Below are 19,989 nucleotides of genomic sequence, written 5' to 3'. Positions count from 1 at the left end.
ATGGGAAAGCACATTGGGATCATTGGCGGGGGCATTGTTGGCCTTAGCTGCGCGTACTACCTTCAGAAGGCAGGGCACCAGGTCACGCTATGGGACAAGGGAGATCTCTCTTCCGGGGCCTCTTTTGTAAACGCGGGGTATCTTACCCCCAGTCACATTGTTCCGCTGGCCCATCCCGGTATGGTGGCCAAAGGCCTTAGGATGATGTTCCATAGCGACAGCCCGTTCTATATGAAACCCAGATGGAACACGGACTTCTTTAAATGGTCATGGTATTTCCACCGATCATCCACCCCAAAGAAAGTGGAGCGGGCCATACCCGTGATCAAGGAAATAAACCTGTTGAGCCGTGGGCTCTACCAGGACATAAAAAACTCGGGAGATCTAGGGGATTTTCATTTGGAGCGCAATGGCCTTTTGATGCTGTACCAGACGGAGGCCGCCTACCTCCATGAAAAGCAAGTGGCCGATAGGGCCGCTGGATTGGGCCTGGAGGTACGGGAGCTGAACCAAGATGAGGTAAGGCAATTGGAGCCCAACGTTAACGTAAAGGCCGAAGGGGCCATACACTATCAATGTGATGGGCACATGACGCCCACAGAGTTCATGCCCAAGATGGTGGCCTATTTGAGGGCTGTTGGGGTAACCCTTGGAATTGGGCAAAACGTGCAGGAGCTTCAACGGCAGGGAAAGAAGATTACCCAAGTAAAGACGGACCGGGAAACCACTGCTGTAGATGAAGTGGTGTTGGCCGCAGGAGCCTGGAGTCCGCTGCTGTTAAGGCAACTGGGAACAAAGTTGTCTTTGGAGGCCGGCAAGGGGTATCGGATAAACGTCCCCGAGGAAACGGGCATACATATGCCAGCCATCCTTATGGAGGCCAGTATGGCGGTGACCCCCATGCGCGGTTTTACCCGCTTTGCGGGCACTATGGAGTTTTCAGGAATCAATGACATCATAAGAAAGGAGCGGGTGCTGGCCCTGGCCAAAGGAGCTAAGCGTTTTTATCCGGAACTGGAAATAGATACGGTGCACTTGGAAAGGGCAGAGACGGGAATGCGCCCTGTGAGCCCGGATGGTCTGCCCTATATAGGCCGGAGCAGTGCGGTGGATAACTTGATATTGGCCACTGGCCATGCCATGATGGGCTGGAGCCTGGGCCCGGCAACCGGGCTGTTGGTGTCCCAAATTGCAGACCACAAGGCCCCGGAAATGGACCTCTCCGCCTTTCATCCGGAGCGCAGTTTTCCTTAAAGCCGGAGGATGCCTTTAATTCCGTTGCGATGGCAGATCACGGCAAAACCGATCGTTGGCCGACTTCCGGCCGATCACCACGGCGGTGACCACCCGCCCGTACCAAAAGGCACGTTCGGGCGGGCCTGCCCCGATCGCAGAAGTACGGATTGTATTAGCGCGGTGGCACCCTCCTTCCGAAGGTCCAATACAAATTGCTGCGTTACATTGGGCTTTGTGCCGTTCGTCCCAAGATATGTGCCATTCACCTACAGCTATGGTCCATTCACCGATGCCAAAGGCGCCAAATCAAATTTAAGGGCCATTTTTGAAGACTGAAACCAGCCCAAGATGAACGTACTGCTAATAGAGGATGATAACATAGAGATCATGAAGTTGGAGCGCACCATTTCCAAAATGGCAGCGAAGCACCATATCATCAGCAGCAAGAATGGAGAGGAAGCCCTCGCCTTTTTGCGATCGGCCGAGGACCTGCCGGACATTATCCTGTTGGACCTGAACATGCCGCGGATGAACGGCATTGAATTTCTCTCCGTCCTAAAGTCGGACAACGTGCTGCGTTTTCTTCCCACCATCATTCTCACAACATCCGAGAACAGGAGCGATCTCCACAAATGCTTTGAGCTGGGCATTGCCGGTTACATCATAAAACCTTTAAAATATGAGGATTATGAATCCAAGTTGAACAAGGTACTGGATTATTGGAGCATAAACGAGCTGGTAAAAGCCTAACAAAAAACGGCGTTTCACAACATTTTGTTCGGAAGCAGTAATACTATTCTTACATTTATCATTTGATGTGAGATGTTATGAAGGGTATTGTCTTTACAGAATTTATGGAGATGGTGGAAGAGCAGTATGGTCTTGAAATTGCCGATGCCATCATAGAAAAAGCGCAGCTGCCCTCACAGGGGGTCTATACCGCTGTGGGCACTTATGATTTTAACGAAATGCTTGCCCTGCTTCAGGGCCTTGAAGAAGAGGTGGATGTGCCCATGAACGACCTGGTTTATACGTTTGGCCATTACCTCTTTAACGGCTTGGCCAGTGCCCATCCGGAAATAATACAGAACTACAGGACGCCCATAGGGTTGCTCCATGCCATTGAGGACCACATACACGTGCACGTGCAGAAGTTGTACCCCGATGCCCAATTGCCCACCTTTAAAATGTTGGAACGAACGGAGAACAGTCTTTCCATGGTCTATTCATCTTCCCGGGGCCTGTACAGATTGGCCCACGGGCTCATAGAAAAGACCTTTGAGCGATTTGGCCAAAGGGCCAAGGTTAGCTTTTCCCTCCTGAAGGCGGATGGTACCGAGGTGAAATTTGATATTGTGGACCATGGATAGCAAGGAGGTTCTTCTTTTGAAAAAGGCCCTTGCCCGCCAAAAAAGGGCCCGGCAGCAGGCAGAGGCCATTTTGGAAAAAAAATCCAAGGAGCTCTATGACCTAAATCGCCATCTAAAAGAGGTGAACAACAAGCTGGAACATTTGTTGTCCGGAAAAAGCCATATGATGGATGATGTCTTTCTGAACATCATAGATCCCTATGTGGTCATGGACCTTAAGTTCAATGTCATTGAGATGAACGCCTCTGCCCGGGAGTTCCTAAAACTGAACGGGGTGGCCCACATTAATTTGGTGCACTTGGTGCATCCTGATTTTCTGGAGTACACCCAACAGTCCTTTACGGCCTTGATGCAGGTAGGATTGATCAAGAACTACCGTGCCAAGATCATACGAGGGGATGGGTCCCACAAATGGATACAGATCAATGCCAGCCTGATCTATGACAAAGACAGAAAGCCGGTTGCCGCACAGGGCATTATCAGGGACATTACCCAGGAAATGGAAATTAAGGAACTATTGTCCGATCAGCGCAACCAACTGGACATTATCGTGGAGAACGCACCCCTGGGTGTTGTGCTCACAAAAGGGGCCAAGATCGTCAAGGCCAACAGCAAGTTCTGTACCATGCTCGGCATACCCCAGGCACAGCTCTTGAAGCTTTCGGTGGCAGACATTACCACCAAGGATTTCAGGCGGGAATCCCAGGAGTACATGGAACGCATGGTTGCCGGGGAGTTGGATGAGTTCATGCTCCTCATGAAGTACACCAAAAAGGACAGCTCCCAGGTGCTCTCGCGCATTCTGGTAAACGTCGTGCGCGACGAAAAAGGAAACTTGGTGAACCAGGTGGCCTTTGTGGAGGACATTACCAAGGAAAAAGAGGCAGAGGACCAGTTGATCGCGTCCAAAAACCGATTGTCTTCCCTGGTGGTGAACCTACAGACCGGGGTTTTGTTGGAAGACGAGCACAGAAAGATATCCCTGGTGAACCCTCTTTTTTTGGAGATGTTCAACATTCCGCGGGCACCGGAGGAGATGGTGGGTTCGGACTGCGCCAGTTCCGCGGAGGAGAACAAGGTTTTGTTCAAGCACCAAGATGCCTTCGTGAAGCGCATAGACACCATATTGCGGGAAAGAAAACCAGTGCTCAAGGACGAACTGGAAATGGTGGATGGCCGAATCCTGGAGCGGGACTATATTCCCATTTTTACCAAGGGCGTCTATAAGGGCCACCTGTGGACCTATCAGGACATTACCCTGAGAAAGCGCCACAAACAGGATATTGAGGCCCAACGGGAAAAGTACAGCAGCATCATTGCCAACATGAACCTGGGACTACTGGAGGTGGACAATGGGGGAACCATTCAGTTCGCGAACCAAAGCTTTTGCAAAATGAGCGGGTATTCCAGAATGGAACTTTTGGGACAAAAGGCCCTAGAGGTCATCCAGGTTGATGACCCCGAGCTCCTGAACAGAAAGTCCGAAAGCCGCTTGGAGGGGCACAGTGATTCCTATGAGGTCATGGCCATCACCAAGAATGGAGCGGCAAGGCACTGGCTGATCAGTGCCGCGCCCAGATACGATGTGAACGGAAAAGTACTGGGGTCCATAGGCATACATTTGGACATCACCGAGCAAAAATTACTGGAGTTTGAAAAGGAAAGGCTGCTCCGCGAACTGGAGAACAGCAATGAGGGCCTACAGGAGTATGCCCATATGGTCTCCCACGACCTTAAAAGTCCCCTGCGCAGTATCAGCGCCCTGGCCAGTTGGATTCAGGAAGACCACGCGGGCGTGCTCAACGAGAGCGGACACCAAAACCTGGAACTTCTGCAAGAAAAGGTCTCGGCCATGGACAAGCTCATACACGGTATTTTGGAGTACTCCACGGCCAATAATTCCAAGTTGGACAATACCCGGGTAAACCTCAATAAAGTGGTGAAGTCCATAAAGGACAGCATCTACATCCCGGACCACGTGCGCCTTTCCGTACCACGGGCCTTGCCCACCATTTTGGCAGACAAGACCAAGATGCACCAATTGTTCCAGAACATCATCACCAATGCGGTGGTGAACATTGAAAAGGAAAAAGGTTTGGTGGAGGTGCTGGCGGAGGAGACGGAAGAACACTGGCAATTTACCATAAGGGACAACGGGGTGGGCATACCCAAGGAATACCACAAAAAGATATTCGAGATTTTTCAATCCATCGGAAACAACGGCAAATCTACCGGGATAGGGCTTTCCATCGTCAAGAAAATAGTAGATCGGTACTACGGCAAGGTCTGGGTGGAGAGCGATACCGGGAAGGGTACCGCTTTTTACTTTACCATAGCCAAAAAACGCAGTTTTTCACAGGGTTCGGACGGGAGCCGGCCAAGGGCCCGGGTCTCCATACAGCAGGTCGTACCCGCCGAAAAGGCATCATAAAACCACTGTCATGAACAATCCAAACATTGACTACATCAAGGAACTGGCCGGCGGTGACGCGGCTTTCGAGGAAAAATTCATTGCCATTCTAAAGGATGAGTTTCCCCAGGAACGGGAACAGTACGAAGCGGAATGCCGGGAGAAAAACGCCACCGCGACCGCATCCATCGTGCACAAAATAAAGCACAAATTCAATATTTTGGCCATGGAGGATGCCTATGCCCTGGCAGTGGCCTATGAACAGGAGCTTCTGAACCACCGTTTTGACAAGGATTCGGATTTTAGGACGTTCTTGGACAAGGTAACAAACTATCTAAAAACGCTTTAAGATGAACGGTATTCTCATAGATGACGAACTTTCTGCGCGCACGGTCATTTCCCACCTGTGCTCCAAGACCCCACAACTGAATTTGATAGGGGAGTTTGACAACGCCATAGCGGCCATAAAATTTCTGAACCAGCATCAGGTCGATGTGGTTTTTCTGGACCTGCACATGCCCAACTTTAGCGGAATTGATTTCTTGCAGACCCTGAAACATCCGCCCAGTATCGTGCTCACCACCTCGGACACCAACTTTGCCCTGGATGCCTATCAATATGAACACATTGTGGATTATTTGGTGAAACCCGTTACCAAAGAGCGTTTTGACCTGGCACTGCGCAAGATAACGGGAAGTAGAACGTCCAAGGCCCAACCCTTGCAGACAGGGGCCCCGGACACGTCCAATGACCTTTACATAAACATAGACCGCAGGCTCATAAAGCTGAACATACCCGATATTTTGCTGATCGAGGCCCAAGGCGATTACATTGTGATAAAAACCCTGAAGAACCAGTACAAGGTGCACACCACCTTGAAAAAGATCAGGGAAAAATTGCCCGATGCCCTCTTTTTGCAGATCCATCGGTCCTACATCATCAACTTCACCCAAATTGTGGACATAGAGGACAACAGTGTACTGATCGAAAAAAACGTCATTCCCATCAGTCGGTCCAACCGGCCAGAGCTCATGACCCGTCTTAATCTGCTGTAAGCGGCCTTGCCCCTTATCAAATCTTAATGGTTTGGCCCCGATAACTTCTGTTGGGCATAACGGGACAATGATGTGGTTCTTTTTTTATGTTGATGGCCACTGGGACCGTTTTTAGTTTGGGCCGTTATGAACGTTCCCTGTTGGGAACACCTGATGCTGTTGTTTTAAAAAACGCTTTTTATCCCTACATTTATCAAAATAGGCCACCGTAAGAATGATCCGTTTGGGGGAGTGGAGGTGGTCCAAAGATATGGATTATGGGAAGCTATAAAATGGCCGCCGAGCCTTATGGGAGTACTTGGCAGATTTTGGTAAGCAGTTTCTTTTTGGTGTTCACGGGCCTTTCGCTGTCGGCACAGCCGCTAAAAGAAAGCCCCCCTAACTTTATCATTGTCTTCACCGATGACCTGGGTTACGGAGATCTGGGATCCTTTGGCCACCCCACCATACGCACGCCCCACTTGGATCGGATGGTGGCCGAGGGCCAGAAATGGACCAATTTTTATGTTGGGGCCAGCGTGTGCACGCCCAGCAGGGCCGCCCTGCTCACCGGGAGGCTACCGGTGCGCAGTGGTATGGCCAGCAGCAAGGTGCGGGTGCTCTTTCCCAATTCGGTGAACGGTTTGCCCCAGGAAGAGGTGACCTTGGCAGAACAGTTGAAAAAAGCGGGGTATGCCACCGCCTGCATAGGAAAGTGGCATTTGGGACATAAAAGCCCGTACCTGCCCACCGATCACGGGTTCGACCATTATTTTGGCATACCGTACTCCAATGACATGGACCTGAACCTAACTTTTGCCTCCCAGAAGGAGCGCCAGGAATTTTGGGCACATTCCGAGCGTATGGGCACTGAGGTTTTTAACGTGCCCCTGATGCGCAACACGGATATCATGGAACGCCCTGCCGATCAGAATACCTTAACCAAGCGCTACACCGAGGAGGCCCTGAAATTTATACGGAAGCATAAACAAGGACCCTTTTTCCTTTATTTGGCGCACAACCTGCCGCACATTCCCCTGTTTGCCTCGTCCAAATTCAAGGGCAGGAGCCAGCGCGGACTGTATGGAGACGTGATCGAGGAAATTGATGATGGGGTTGGGCAGCTCATGGCCACCTTGGAAGCCGAGGGCCTGGCACAGAACACCATTCTGGTCTTTACCTCGGACAATGGCCCATGGCTTTCCTTTGGCACGGATGGCGGAAGTGCCGGTCTGTTAAGGGCGGGCAAGGGCATGACCTGGGAAGGGGGTATGCGCGTGCCGGGGATTTTTTGGGGCCCGGGGCGGGTACGGCCCGGTGTGGTCACCGATTTGGGCAGCACTATGGATTTGTTCACCACTTTCAGTGCCATGGCCGGTGTGCCCATTCCCCAGGACCGGACCATTGACGGGCTCGATCTTACAACCACCTTGCTAACCGGAGGGGAGAGTCCGCGGAAGACCATGTTCTACTACCGCGGTACGGAGCTCTTCGCGGTAAGAAAGGAGGGGTTCAAAGCCCATTTCATCACCCAGGGCGCCTACGGCCAGTTTGGCCCGCGCCAGGAACACCCCCGGCCCCTGTTGTATAACCTCAATGAAGACCCTTCGGAGGCCCATGACGTGGCCGCCGATCATCCGGAGGTGCTGGCCGATATCCATGACCTTGTGGCCCGGCACCGCGCCAATATGGTAATGGGCAAGGACCAATTGGTGGAACGGGAATAAGCGGGGAACATCTTGTGTTGGCCAAATGCGCTTTGCGATGCCACTGATCAAGGTGCACACCGGGAAAACTGGTCGGTATTGGCCTGCGCCCCCATGTTTTGGACATGGACATTACAGGACAATTATTTGATCGAAAAATTCAATCCCCAACACCCATTTTGTCGGCTGTATTGGTTAGTTTTGAAGCAGGCCGTATGCTGTTCGTCACCAAAGAACAAGAGTTGTTCAAGACGTTTAAGCCGGTCTCTTTTTAAACGGGAACATGAAATTTGACCTAAAGAACAAAACGGCCATTGTTACGGGTGGCGCACGCGGTATTGGCAAGGCCATCTGCCTTGCCCTGGCGCAACAAGGGGCTAAGGTGCACGTATTGGACTTGGACGGAGCAGCCGCGGAAGAAACGGCCACAAGCATAAGGGCACAGGGCCACAGCGCCCAAGGACACCACTGCGATGTTACCCAACAGGCCCAAGTGACCGGGCTTGTGCAGCGCATTCACGAGGCAGGGGGCATCCATATTTTGGTGAACAATGCCGGCATTGCCCATGTGGGCAATGTGGAAAAAACCTCCGAAGAAGACCTGGATCGCCTGTACGGGGTAAACATCAAGGGGGTGTACAACGGACTGTATGCCGCCGTGCCCCTGATGAAGGCCAAGGGTGGGGTGATCATCAATATGGCTTCCATAGCCTCCAGTATTGGGCTCAACGACCGGTTTGCCTACAGCATGACCAAGGGTGCCGTGGCCACGATGACGCTGTCCGTGGCCAAGGACTACGTACATCACGGCATACGTTGCAACAGCATTTCCCCGGCGCGGGTGCACACCCCTTTTGTGGATGGTTTCATCAAGGACAACTATCCCGGCAAAGAAGCGGAAATGTTCCAAAAATTGTCCCAGACCCAACCCATTGGACGTATGGGCAGGCCGGAGGAAATTGCCGATCTCGCAGTGTACCTGTGCTCCGATGAGGCCAGCTTTATCACGGGAACGGACTTTCCCATAGATGGCGGCTTCATTAAGCTCAATGGGAATTGATTCGGATATGTTCCCCGTGCATTGGCGCCAAGCGGTGGCCCTTGATAAGGTAAATGGAAACCTAAACAACAGCGAACCCTGGCCCTGAAAACGGGCCCAATAAGCAGAAAATATGAAATTGATACGATTTGGGGTGTCCGGACAGGAGCGCCCCGGCATTCTTTTGGAAGACGGCACACGATTGGACGTCAGTGCCTTTGGAAAGGATTACAATGAAGCATTTTTTGGCAGCGGTGGCATTGCCAGACTGCGTTCTTGGCTGGAGGGCCACCAGGCCGATTGCCCGGTGGTAAACAGCGGGGTGCGCTTGGGGCCACCATTGGCAAGGCCCTCCAAGCTGGTGTGCGTGGGCCTCAACTACGCCCGGCACGCCGCGGAGAGCGGTATGGCCGTGCCCAAGGAACCCGTGCTGTTCTTTAAGTCAACCTCCGCCATTGTGGGCCCCAATGATGCTGTGGTCATTCCCAAGGGAAGTAAAAAGACCGACTGGGAAGTGGAGCTGGCCGTGGTCATTGGCAAAAAGGCAACCTATGTGCCCAAGGACAGGGCCATGGACCATATTGCCGGCTACTTGCTGCACAATGATTACAGTGAGCGCGCTTTTCAGATCGAAAGGGAAGGGCAGTGGTGCAAGGGAAAGGGGTGCGATACCTTTGCTCCCCTGGGACCGTTTCTGGCCACAAAGGACGAAATAGAAGATCCCAACAACCTGGGCCTCTGGCTAACGCTGAACGGAAAAAAAGTGCAGGACAGCCGTACCTCCGATTTTATTTTTAAGGTGGAAGAGGTGGTGAGCTACATCAGTAACTTCATGACCCTGCTTCCTGGGGATGTCATTTCCACCGGTACCCCATCGGGGGTGGGCATGGGCTTTGACCCACCGCGATATTTGGTGCCCGGGGATGTGGTGGAACTGGGCATTGAAGGCCTGGGCAGCAGCAAACAGACCGCAAAGGCCCATCCCCATGAGAATTGATGCGCACCAACATTTTTGGCGCTATGATGCCACGCGCCACGCGTGGATAGATGACCGCATGGCCCGCATCCGAAAGGATTTCCTGCCCGCTCATTTGGAGCCGCTCCTAAGCCAGTGCCAAATGGACGGATGCATTGCCGTACAGGCCGAATCTTCCGAGGCGGAAACCGAATTTTTGCTGCGGTTGGCCCAAGACCATCCCAGCATTAAAGGTGTGGTGGGCTGGGTGGACCTCTGCGACGCCCGCGTGGGCGAACGATTGGGCGAATACGCCAAAAACCCCATTTTTAAAGGGGTGAGGCACATTCTTCAAGAAGAGGAGCCGTCTTTCATGCAACAACAGGCTTTTAAAAAGGGTCTGGCCCAATTAGGCCCCTTGGACCTAACCTACGACCTTTTGGTGTATCCGCGGCATTTGGAGCCGTGCACGGCCCTGGTGCGCGAGTTTCCCGCACAGGCCTTTGTGCTGGACCACTTGGGCAAGCCCGGTCACGGCAATGCCAGTTTCAAGGAGTGGGAGCGAAACATTCGGTCTTTGGCCCAAAGTAAAAACGTATATTGCAAATTGTCCGGTATGGTCACGGAGGCCCACTGGGAGCATTGGAAACCCTCCGATCTGCATCCCTTTATGGACGTGGTATTGGAAGCCTTTGGCCCGCAGCGCCTTATGTTCGGCTCCGATTGGCCGGTATGTCTGTTGGCAGCGGAGTACAAAGCTGTCCTGGCAATTGTGGAAGATTACCTGCACCAGCTGGAAACCCCGCAGCAACGGGCCATTATGGGCCATAATGCGGCTGCATTTTACAAGTTGACCGAATAAGGAAAAAAGTATGGATCTACAACTCAAGGACAAGGTGATCCTGGTCACCGGTGGATCGGCCGGGATCGGCAAGGGCATCTGCGAGAGTTTGGCCAGGGAAGGTGCCATTCCCTTTATTGTGGCCCGCAACAAAACCACTGCACTGGAGACCCAGCAAGCCATTGTCGCCGCGGGCGGGCGGGCAGGGCATAGCTTGGCAGAGCTCACCGATCCGGCGCAGTGCCGCAGCGCGGTGAACGATTGTATGCGGCAATTTGGTAGGATAAACGGGCTGGTGAACAATGCGGGGGTGAACGACTCCGTGGGACTCGAAACCGGGACCTATGCCGATTTCCTGTCGTCCATCAACAAAAACCTGAGCCATTATTACCTTATGGCACAGCTGGTGCTGCCGCAACTGAAGAAAACCAAAGGGGCCATAGTGAACATTGGCTCCAAGACTTCCATTACGGGCCAGGGGGGCACCTCTGGCTATGCCGCCGCCAATGGGGGCCGAAATGCCCTGACCCGGGAATGGGCCGTGGAACTGTTGCCCTACGCCATACGGGTCAATGCGGTGATCGTGGCGGAGTGCCTTACCCCTTTGTACGGACGCTGGTTGGAGCGCTTTGAACATCCCCAACAGAAACTATCGAAGATCACCTCTAAAATACCTTTGGAAAACAGAATGACCACTATGCAGGAAATAGCCGATATGGTGGCTTTTTTGCTGTCGGAAAGATCGGCCCATACCACCGGACAGCTTATATTTGTGGATGGCGGTTATACCCATTTGGACCGAGCACTCTAACCTTATACCAACAACAATGACCGAAGACCAAAAGCCCGCAGTGGTATCCAAAAAAGTCCTGATTCCCTTTATCCTCATTACCTCGCTCTTTGCGCTCTGGGGCTTTGCCAATGCCGTGACCGATCCCATGGTACAGGCTTTTAAGAAGGTGCTGGAGCTGAGCAACGCCCAAGCCTCTTGGGTGCAAATGGCCTTTTACGGGGGCTACTTTTGTATGGCCCTGCCCGCAGCGCTGTTTGTGCGCAAGTACTCGTACAAGACGGGGGTGCTCATAGGCCTGGCGCTCTATGCGGGAGGTGCCCTGCTGTTCTATCCGGCCGCCGTTACGGAGCAGTTCTGGTTTTTTTGTCTGGGCCTTTACGTGCTCACCTTCGGGCTCGCTTTTTTGGAGACCACGGCCAACCCCTATATTTTGGCCATGGGCCACCCCAAAACCGCGACCCAACGACTCAATTTGGCCCAGGCATTCAACCCGGTGGGACTTATTCTGGGGCTCTTGGTGGCCCAACAGTTTGTGCTTCGGAAACTGCAATCGGACGATATTGAGAACTACAGCGCGCTCGAAGAGGCAAAAAAGGCCATGATCCGCACGGCGGACCTGGCCGTGATCCGCGATCCCTACGTTATTTTGGGACTGGTTATCCTTGCCGTTTTTGTGCTCATAGTGGTGAGCAAAATGCCCCAGGCGCGCGAGGAGGGGACCCTGCCCGGTCTGGGGGCCACCTTTGCGGCCCTGGGCGGCAATAAGAAATACGTGCTGGGCGTCTTGGCACAGGTGTTTTACGTGGGCGGGCAGATCATGTGCTGGACCTATATTTACCAGTATGCGGAGGCCATTGGCATGGACAGTGCCACCGCGGCCAACTACCAGTTTGCGGCCTTTATCCTGTTTTTGGTGGGCCGGGCCATTGGCACCTACCTGTTGCGCTTTGTCTCTCCAGGAAGGTTGTTGATGTTCTTTGCCCTGTTGGCCGGCGCCTGTGCCCTGGGCACCATTTTTATAAACGGGGTGGTGGGGCTCTACAGTCTGGTGGGCATCTCTTTCTTTATGTCGCTCATGTTTCCCACCATTTATGGCATAGCCCTGGATGGCCTCTCCGAGGAGGAATCCAAGATCGGCGCCGCCGGTTTGGTCATGGCCATTGTGGGCGGCGCGGTGATGCCCGGTCTGCAAGGGCTGATCATTGATGCCGGTGGATCTGGGGTGGCAGATACCTTGATCATGGGCGTGCCCGAAGTGAATTTCTCCTTTGTGCTTCCCCTGGTCTGTTTTGCCTTTATTGCCTTTTACGGAAACCGGGTGTACAAGGGGTTTAACCAAAGTGGCGGCAGATGGGGTTAAAGCGATATTGCTTTGCGCTGGACCTCAAGGACGATGCCCAGCTTGTGGACAAGTACCGGGCCCATCACAAGAAGGTCTGGCCGGAGATCATTGCCAGTATCATGGATTCGGGCATCGTGGATATGGAGATTTACCTGGTGGCCAACCGGCTCTTTATGATCATGGACACCGCGCCGCATTTTTCTTTTGGGGCCAAGGCAAGTGCCGATGCCACCAATGCCAAGGTACAGAAATGGGAACGGTTAATGTGGACCTATCAACAGGCGCTGCCCACGGCCCCTCCCAACAGCAAATGGCAGTTGATGGAGCGGATTTTTAAACTACCGGAAAAGTAACCTGGGATAGCGGTTTTTTTTTATGGAAGCCTCGCAGTTGGGGTGGGGTAGGCCGATGATTTTTAAAGTGGAAGAAGATGAAAAATTTGGGAATGGTATGGGTACTCCTGTGCAGCACGGTTGTTTTTGGTCAGAAGGTTGATGTCCCACTGGATAAGGCCCAAAAAATGCAGTGGTTCAAGGATGCCAAATTGGGCATTTTTATCCACTGGGGGCTGTACTCGGTGAATGGCATTGATGAATCTTGGTCCTTTTTCAACGGCTACATTTCCCATAAGGATTATCTAAAACAGACCAAGGGCTTTACGGCCAAAAACTACGATCCCGGGCAATGGGTGTCGTTGATCAAGGAAAGTGGGGCCAAGTACGCCGTGATCACGTCCAAGCATCACGAGGGGTTTGCGCTCTGGGATTCAAAATTTGGCAATTTCAACGCCGTACGCCATGCCGCCGCCAAAAAAGATGTGCTTTCGCCCTTTGTCAGTGCCCTGCGCAAGGAAGGGCTCAAAGTGGGCATCTATTACTCCTTGCCAGATTGGTCCCACCCCGATTATACCCATTTTACCCGCGATTCCTTGCGCTACACCATTGCGGAGGCCCCGAAGAGATGGCAAAAATTCCTTGACGATTACCAAGGCCAGCTCAAGGAACTTTCCCAGCGTTACGATCCGGACCTCTATTGGTTCGATGGCGATTGGGAACACCCCTCCGAAGCTTGGCAGGCACCAAAGGTGCGCAAGATGCTCTTGGACCACAACCCCATGGCGCTGTTGAATTCCAGGTTGAAGGACGAGGGCGATTACGACACCCCGGAACAAGGAATGCCCATAACCCGCCCCAAAAACCCTTACTGGGAACTCTGCATGACCATGAACAACTCCTGGGGCTACCAAAAGAACGATAAGGACTATAAGAGCCTGGACCAGCTCATTGGCATTTTTACCGATGTCATGGGCAATGGGGGCAACCTCTTGTTGGGCATTGGCCCCAAGGGAGATGGTAGCTTGCCCAAGGAGCAAGAGGAACTGCTACAAGGTCTGGGCCGGTGGACAAACAAGCACAAAGAGGCCATTTACGGCACCGTGGCCGGGATTCCCAAGGAACATTTTTATGGGGCCAGCACCCTCTCCAAGGACAAAAAGATACTCTATCTCTTTGTAAAGGGCAATGCCAACGGTGAGGTGGTGCTGCGAGGGCTTAAAAATGACATCCACCGCATCTGGGTGGTGGGAGAGGGCACCAAATTGTCTCACAAGGTGGTGGGAAAGGTCTATTGGAGCCAGTATCCCGGGATCAAGTACATTTCATTGCCCGAGCATGTTCTGGATCGGAACATGACCGTTCTGGCCCTTTTGCTGGACGGGGAGATACGTCTGTACCGCGAAGATGGCGCCGTGATCGAGAGCAATTGACCGGCTTCTTTTAGCCGTTGCCCTATCGTTAAAAATTACCTCATTGCCCCGTTTGCAGGGGCCTTGAAAGTAGTGCTCTGGAAATGGTTAAATGCAATGTAAAACACCAACGCAATGGATGTGGTCACGATTTTGGTTGTTGTATGCAATGTTTTGGTGTGCCTGCCAAGCATGGCCTCCCGCACTAGAATGGACGTGTGGTGGATACGGGGCTTTGATTTTCCCAGGATACAGATTTCGGTCCTGATTGCCATAAATGTGGTCCTGGCCCTAGTGGTCTATCCTTTTGATCAAGCCCATCATTTTATATTGATGGGGGCCATGCTTCTTGCACTGGGGCATCAACTGTACCTCATTTATCCCTATACCCCACTGAGCAAAAAACAGGTGGTGCAGTACGCGGGAGATTCCGGGGGCGATATGATCTCCATCCTCATCAGCAATGTACTTACGCCCAACGATCAATATGAAAAGCTGCTGGCCATTATTGGCAGGAAAAAGCCAGATGTGGTGCTCGCCCTGGAAACCGACAAAAAGTGGGAACGTGCCCTGGCCCCTTTGGAGCGGGACTATGAACATGCCGTAAAGATTCCCCAAGACAACCTCTACGGCATGCACCTTTATTCCAAATTACCGCTGCGGGACGTTTCCGTCCGTTATTTGGTGGTAGATGATATTCCCTCCATACACGCCAAGATAGAGCTCCCCAACGGCAAAATGGCCACCATACATTGCCTACACCCGCGGCCGCCGAGCCCTACGGAGAGCAAGACATCCACCAACCGCGATGCAGAACTTTTGTTGGTGGGGCAGGAAATCCCGGAGGAACCAAAGCTCACCTTGGTGTTTGGCGACCTGAACGATGTGGCCTGGTCCCGTACCACCAAATTGTTCCAAAAGATGAGCAAATTAATGGATCCCCGGCGTGGTCGGGGCTTCTTTAACACCTATAATGCCAACCATCCTTTGATGCGCTGGCCCCTGGACCACGTTTTTCACAGTGATGATTTTACCTTGGTGTCCATGAGTAGGGAACCCCACATGGGTTCGGATCACTTTCCCATATACATTAAACTGAACTACACGCCCCGGATGCAATGGCAGCAAGAAGCCCTGGAGGCCAGTACCGAGGAAAAGGAATGGGCCCAAGAGAAAATAAACAAGGCCGATGCCGCGGGAACGACCATAAAGTCCTGAAGAGGGTCTAGGTAGGTGATCGCTGGGTCCACCCACCCAAAATACTTGTCAACTTGGAGATCGTGCCGCTGAGCTAGTCTTCCTGTCCCGATGCGGCAATGTCCAGGTCATCGTCGTGGAGCACATCTTGTATGTACGCCATTTTTACCAAAACCATGATCACGGCCACCAGGGGCACGGCCAAGATCACGCCCAGTACTCCAGTGAAGATTCCCAGCACCACTTGTGCAATGAGCACCATGGCCATGGGAAAGGAAATCATTTCCTTTTGTATCAATGGCGTGAGCACATTGCTCTCAATGGCCTGGATGCCGGCGTACAGGAGCACCACGTAAAGTCCGGTAAGGGGATCCACCGTATAGCCCAGGAGGAAGGCGGGCAAAAGGGCCAGGAGGGGGCCAAAGTTGGGCACAAAGCTTATGAGTGCCGCAAAGAGGGCCAGGGTAAGGGCCAGGGGAACGCCCAAGATGGTGAGCCCTATGCCCGAGAGCACGCCCACGATCGCCATGGACAACAACTTGCCCAGCAGCCATTTGCGAAGGGTCTGCCCCATGACCGTCAAGATTTCCTTGGTACGGTCCCTTTTGTCCTTTGGAAACAAGCGCACCAGGCCATCCCGATAGGCCCCAGGGTCTATCATGAAGAAAAACCCCAAAAAGAGAACAATATAGGCCGTGCTGAAAAAGCCGAAAACCGATCCAAAAAAAGAGGTTACCTGAGATCTTTTGGGCTGCAGCTCCACTTCCTGGGCACGTGCTACCAAAAAGCCGCCCACTTGGCTGGATTTTAGTTGGGACAAGGTTTTATTGGCCGCCTCCGGAAGCTGTTCTTTAAGGGAGGCCACTTGCCGGTCTATGCTCGGGGCCAGCAAGAAGCCCGTGCCCGTGGCAACACCCAGTACCAAGACCACGGCCAGCACCAGGCCCCAGTTGCGCCCCACGGGTGTCCTGTCCCGTATAAATTGGGCAATTCCGGTAAAGAACGCCGCCACCAGCACGCCGGCCAAAATATAGAGCACCACCCGGAACCCAAAGATCAACAAAAGAACCAAAAGCCCCATAAGGAACACAATGCCCGTGGCCTGAACCACTTGTTGGGAGAATTTTTGGGATGGGGACGTTTTTTGGGATGCCATGGCCATTTTTTTAGTGGTGTGCAGGGTCTCTGCATTATTGCCTAAATTCGTACTTTGGCCCAACACCGGCGGTTGGCAACGGATAAAATCTTAACCCATAACACCGGAGAGGCGCTCCGCAAAAGACCATACGCCCAATAAAAAGGGTTCTGATGGTGCGGTTTTGGGACGATGCCATAAGGGGGAAGGTAAAATGAACTGGGGTGGATTTGGGGCTAAAAGAAAAACGTAAAGACCATAATACAGGGATGAAGCAGCAGCGTATGGCTATTGTCTATGCCACCATAGACGGGCAGACCCAAGAGATTTCAGAGCGTATGGCCATGCGCCTCAGGGAACGGGGAAAGGAAGTGTTGCTGTCTCCCTTGGACGGTTTTAAAGGGGATATGGCCCATTTGGATGCGTTGATCATCGGGGCCAGCATCCGCTACGGCATTCACTGTAGGAAGACCACGGAATTCATTCGCAAGAACAAAACAGTGCTGGAGGGTATGGACACCGCCTTCTTCTCGGTGAACCTAGTGGCCCGTAAGGAGAACAAGAACACGCCAGAGACCAACCCCTACATGCTCAAATTTCTTAAAAAGACCAATTGGCGACCCAAGCTTATGGAGGTTTTTGCCGGTAAATTGGATTATGCCGCCTACCCTTGGTTTGATCGCTTTATGATCAAATTGATCATGAAGCTCACCGGCGGTCCCACAAAGACGAAGGCCCCCATCATTTACACCGATTGGAAAAAGGTCGATGCCTTTGCCGACCGCATGGCCGGGCAGTTCCCAACCGTTGGAAGGTAGCCATGGGCCCTGAACAAAGGCTTCAATCACCCGGTGTAAATGGTTTTAAAAGTTTTCGCCCCATCCCCAATTTGGGCCTGCATTTTGGCCTTGGTGTGGGCCCAACAGGCCTTGGTGCAAAAACACCAAAGCCCTGCGGTAGATCCCAGGGCTTTGGTGATGTTTTAATAAGATGTTCACAGGGATTCCGCACCACTGTGGCAACTCCCAAAATCTGGCAATTGGATATTACCTTAGGTAGGAGTTCAGCATCCACAGGGTCTTTTCGGTCTCGGAAATATAATCGCTCATTAGGCTAACCGTTCCTTCATCATCCGCATCGGCGGCAAGGCTAAGGATGTCGCGTTCCTTGACCACAAGGGTGCTAAAATTGTCCACGATCACCTTTACGCCCTTGATGCCATCGGTTATGTTTTTTACCTCGGAGATCTCGGCCGTTTTCAAATAGTCCGTATAGGTGTGCAAAGGCTCGCCTTCCAGGGTCAGGACGCGTTCGGCAATCTCATCGATCTTTACAAAGGCATCTTGGTAGAACTCTTCGAACTTTCCGTGCAGCTCAAAAAATTCCCTTCCTTTTATGTTCCAGTGCAGGCCCCTCAAGTTCTGGTAGAAAATCTCGTAATCGGCCAAAAGTATGTTCAGTTCCGTTACCAGTTTTTCCGCTTTTCCCCTATCAATTCCCACTAAATTCTTCATGTCCGTTTATTTTTTATGTTCAAGGCAAAGGTAATCCTTTCCGTATTGGAATGCAGTGACCTAAGTCACATAGTATGGCCTGGGCATCGCACTATTGTCACCTCTTTTTGGGCAGGGGCACAAAGGACGGCGGTGCAAGGGGCAGGGTTTTGAAAGAGCGTATAATTTACCCCACAGCAGACCATCAACCTAAAAAAAACGAGTCCATAAGAATTGGGCGATGACTAACCTATTATTAAGGGCAAAGACAAGGAGGACCGGCTTGTGCCTTCTTTGGGGGCTACGGTATGCGAAATTTTTTTTATGGGATGATAATTTCTTTTTCAAGATCTTATTTCTGATGTTGAACGGGTTTTTTAGAAGCCCCCTGTTTATGGGGATATGCCGTTTCACCATTTTGGGGGTGGTGGCTGCGGAGGAGAACATGCAATTTTGTAAACAAAGGAAGAAGGGGCGTAATAACCGCTCTTTTTTATCGTTGTTCAATAATGCAAAAAACCAAGATCGGATGACCTTACAAGAAGCCATACGCGCCAAGGATTTTGAGAAAGCCGTTAACATCGTGCAGACGGAAAGTGACCCTTTTGAAGGGCTAAGGGACTACCATGTTACGGGCATTTATGATTCCCTGCTGCGGGAAAGGGCCTTTGATGTCATAGAGGCGCTTGTGGAGAGCGGTGCCATTGAAATGGATATCTATGAGCACGACAGTTTTAACAAGACCATTTTCATGAGCCTTGTCAAGAACCTGGGCACGGACGCCGAATCCCTTTCCTTTTTGGACAGCTTTGTACCAAGGGTGCAAAATCTTAACGATGAGCTGGAAGGGAAGTCGTTCTTGGGCCTGGCCCTGGAACATGAGACACCGATCGAGGTGGTACGCGCCATGGTGCACCATGGTTGTGACGTAAACATCATTGATCGCTCAGAAGGGAACCTGGTGCACGCCATTGTTAAAAAATATACCCGGAAGTACGATCTGGGGCTGGCCTATTTGGAGCTGATGTACGAGCAAGGGGTAGATTTGGAGAAAGCCAATGTGGCCAAGGAAACGCCGCTGCACATCGCTGTAAGGGAGCACCGGATGGAATACATAAAGTGGTTGTTGGAAAATGGCGCAGACCCCAATGTACAGGATGCCAAAGGGGTATCTCCCTTCTACCATGCCGTGGCCAATGCCATAGACCTGGAAAAGTACAAGCTGATGCGGGAGTACGCCACCCCGGAATTTGACCAAAGGACCACCGCCGGAGAGGCACTGTTGTTCCAAACCATCAAAATGGGCTGTGGCCCTGAATTGTTGCAATTGTTGTTGGAGGATGGTGCGGACCTATACGCCACCAGTACCGATCGCGGGCAGCCGGTTACCGCGATGGATGCCTTGGTGGACACAGGTCCCGAGCTGCTCAAAGTGGTCATTGCCGCCAGCGGTTTTGAAGTGAACCATCAAGATGATGCGGGCAACACCCTACTGCACAAAATCTGTGGTCGTTTTACCATGAACGAGGACAAGAGGGCCAAAGAAGTGTACCGGAACGTAAAAATGTTGCTGGAGGCCGGTGCCGATCCCTCCATGACCAACGCCAACGAGGAAACGGCCATGATGATCGCTTCCACGGACAATTTAAAAGCAAAGACGGTGGCCCTTTTGGTGGCCGGGAAATAACCTAAAA

Annotated in this window: 19 protein-coding genes; 17 read left to right on the top strand and 2 right to left on the bottom strand. The window is 52.2% G+C overall.

All coding sequences use genetic code 11. From position 1 onward, the window contains the following. The 15 genes from ACKWCC_RS13945 (at position 1) to ACKWCC_RS13875 (ending at position 15,688) form a co-directional block, all read left to right on the top strand. On the top strand, positions 1 to 1,254 hold the full coding sequence (locus tag ACKWCC_RS13945; protein ID WP_413996564.1) for an NAD(P)/FAD-dependent oxidoreductase: 1,254 nt from the start codon (positions 1 to 3) through the stop codon (positions 1,252 to 1,254). 330 nt (positions 1,255 to 1,584) lie between these two features. Continuing rightward, positions 1,585 to 1,986 carry a response regulator gene (locus ACKWCC_RS13940; protein WP_413996563.1) on the top strand — a complete coding sequence of 134 codons (402 nt, stop codon included), beginning with the start codon at positions 1,585 to 1,587 and terminating at the stop codon, positions 1,984 to 1,986. A gap of 77 nt (positions 1,987 to 2,063) precedes the next feature. After that, a complete protein-coding gene (locus tag ACKWCC_RS13935; protein ID WP_413996562.1) occupies positions 2,064 to 2,606 on the top strand; it encodes a heme NO-binding domain-containing protein in 543 nt (180 codons plus the stop codon). Next, positions 2,599 to 5,037, top strand: a complete 2,439-nt coding sequence (locus ACKWCC_RS13930; RefSeq protein ID WP_413996561.1) for a PAS domain S-box protein — start codon at positions 2,599 to 2,601, stop codon at positions 5,035 to 5,037. Before ACKWCC_RS13935 ends, ACKWCC_RS13930 begins: the two co-directional genes overlap by 8 nt. 10 nt (positions 5,038 to 5,047) lie before the next feature. Further along, the gene (locus ACKWCC_RS13925; protein WP_413996560.1) at positions 5,048 to 5,365 is read left to right on the top strand and encodes an Hpt domain-containing protein; all 318 of its coding nucleotides are present in this window, start codon (positions 5,048 to 5,050) and stop codon (positions 5,363 to 5,365) included. 1 nt (position 5,366) lies between these two features. Then, a complete protein-coding gene (locus ACKWCC_RS13920) occupies positions 5,367 to 6,071 on the top strand; it encodes a LytR/AlgR family response regulator transcription factor (RefSeq protein WP_413996559.1) in 705 nt (234 codons plus the stop codon). A 257-nt stretch (positions 6,072 to 6,328) separates the two neighbouring features. After that, on the top strand, positions 6,329 to 7,777 hold the full coding sequence (locus ACKWCC_RS13915) for a sulfatase family protein (RefSeq protein WP_413996558.1): 1,449 nt from the start codon (positions 6,329 to 6,331) through the stop codon (positions 7,775 to 7,777). A 262-nt stretch (positions 7,778 to 8,039) separates the two neighbouring features. Next, on the top strand, positions 8,040 to 8,816 hold the full coding sequence (locus ACKWCC_RS13910; RefSeq protein ID WP_413996557.1) for an SDR family NAD(P)-dependent oxidoreductase: 777 nt from the start codon (positions 8,040 to 8,042) through the stop codon (positions 8,814 to 8,816). A 112-nt stretch (positions 8,817 to 8,928) separates the two neighbouring features. Beyond that, positions 8,929 to 9,792, top strand: a complete 864-nt coding sequence (locus ACKWCC_RS13905; RefSeq protein ID WP_413996556.1) for a fumarylacetoacetate hydrolase family protein — start codon at positions 8,929 to 8,931, stop codon at positions 9,790 to 9,792. Next, positions 9,782 to 10,612, top strand: coding sequence for an amidohydrolase family protein (locus tag ACKWCC_RS13900; RefSeq protein ID WP_413996555.1), 831 nt, complete (start codon positions 9,782 to 9,784; stop codon positions 10,610 to 10,612). The genes ACKWCC_RS13905 and ACKWCC_RS13900 overlap by 11 nt, the downstream gene beginning before the upstream one ends. A 10-nt stretch (positions 10,613 to 10,622) precedes the next feature. Continuing rightward, positions 10,623 to 11,402, top strand: coding sequence for an L-fucose dehydrogenase (locus ACKWCC_RS13895; RefSeq protein WP_413996554.1), 780 nt, complete (start codon positions 10,623 to 10,625; stop codon positions 11,400 to 11,402). Positions 11,403 to 11,418: 16 nt separating this feature from the next. Beyond that, positions 11,419 to 12,744 (top strand): L-fucose:H+ symporter permease, encoded by a 1,326-nt coding sequence (gene fucP, locus ACKWCC_RS13890; protein WP_413996553.1) that lies wholly within the window; start codon positions 11,419 to 11,421, stop codon positions 12,742 to 12,744. Continuing rightward, positions 12,735 to 13,079 carry an L-rhamnose mutarotase gene (locus tag ACKWCC_RS13885; RefSeq protein ID WP_413996552.1) on the top strand — a complete coding sequence of 115 codons (345 nt, stop codon included), beginning with the start codon at positions 12,735 to 12,737 and terminating at the stop codon, positions 13,077 to 13,079. The genes fucP and ACKWCC_RS13885 overlap by 10 nt, the downstream gene beginning before the upstream one ends. Positions 13,080 to 13,156: 77 nt before the next feature. Beyond that, entirely contained in the window at positions 13,157 to 14,491 is a 1,335-nt protein-coding gene (locus ACKWCC_RS13880) for an alpha-L-fucosidase (protein ID WP_413996551.1), read from the top strand. 114 nt (positions 14,492 to 14,605) lie between these two features. Beyond that, complete coding sequence (locus tag ACKWCC_RS13875) at positions 14,606 to 15,688, top strand: endonuclease/exonuclease/phosphatase family protein (RefSeq protein ID WP_413996550.1); 1,083 nt, start codon at positions 14,606 to 14,608, stop codon at positions 15,686 to 15,688. 73 nt (positions 15,689 to 15,761) lie between these two features. Here the strand turns inward: ACKWCC_RS13875 and ACKWCC_RS13870 are convergent, their stop codons facing one another. Further along, positions 15,762 to 16,823, bottom strand: a complete 1,062-nt coding sequence (locus ACKWCC_RS13870; protein ID WP_413996549.1) for an AI-2E family transporter — start codon at positions 16,821 to 16,823, stop codon at positions 15,762 to 15,764. A 248-nt stretch (positions 16,824 to 17,071) separates the two neighbouring features. Between ACKWCC_RS13870 and hemG the strand changes: the two genes are divergently transcribed. Next, the gene (hemG, locus tag ACKWCC_RS13865; RefSeq protein ID WP_413996548.1) at positions 17,072 to 17,620 is read left to right on the top strand and encodes a menaquinone-dependent protoporphyrinogen IX dehydrogenase; all 549 of its coding nucleotides are present in this window, start codon (positions 17,072 to 17,074) and stop codon (positions 17,618 to 17,620) included. Between the two features lie 228 nt (positions 17,621 to 17,848). Here the strand turns inward: hemG and ACKWCC_RS13860 are convergent, their stop codons facing one another. Then, complete coding sequence (locus ACKWCC_RS13860) at positions 17,849 to 18,316, bottom strand: Dps family protein (protein WP_413996547.1); 468 nt, start codon at positions 18,314 to 18,316, stop codon at positions 17,849 to 17,851. Positions 18,317 to 18,824: 508 nt separating this feature from the next. Between ACKWCC_RS13860 and ACKWCC_RS13855 the strand changes: the two genes are divergently transcribed. Beyond that, positions 18,825 to 19,982: an ankyrin repeat domain-containing protein gene (locus ACKWCC_RS13855; protein ID WP_413996546.1), complete on the top strand. Its 1,158-nt coding sequence runs from the start codon at positions 18,825 to 18,827 to the stop codon at positions 19,980 to 19,982. Positions 19,983 to 19,989 lie beyond the last annotated feature (7 nt).

This window comes from Maribacter aquimarinus, assembly GCF_047345505.1.
GTDB lineage: Bacteria > Bacteroidota > Bacteroidia > Flavobacteriales > Flavobacteriaceae > Maribacter.
Note: the sequence above shows the minus strand (reverse complement) of the source record. Positions and strands in the feature narration are given on the sequence as shown.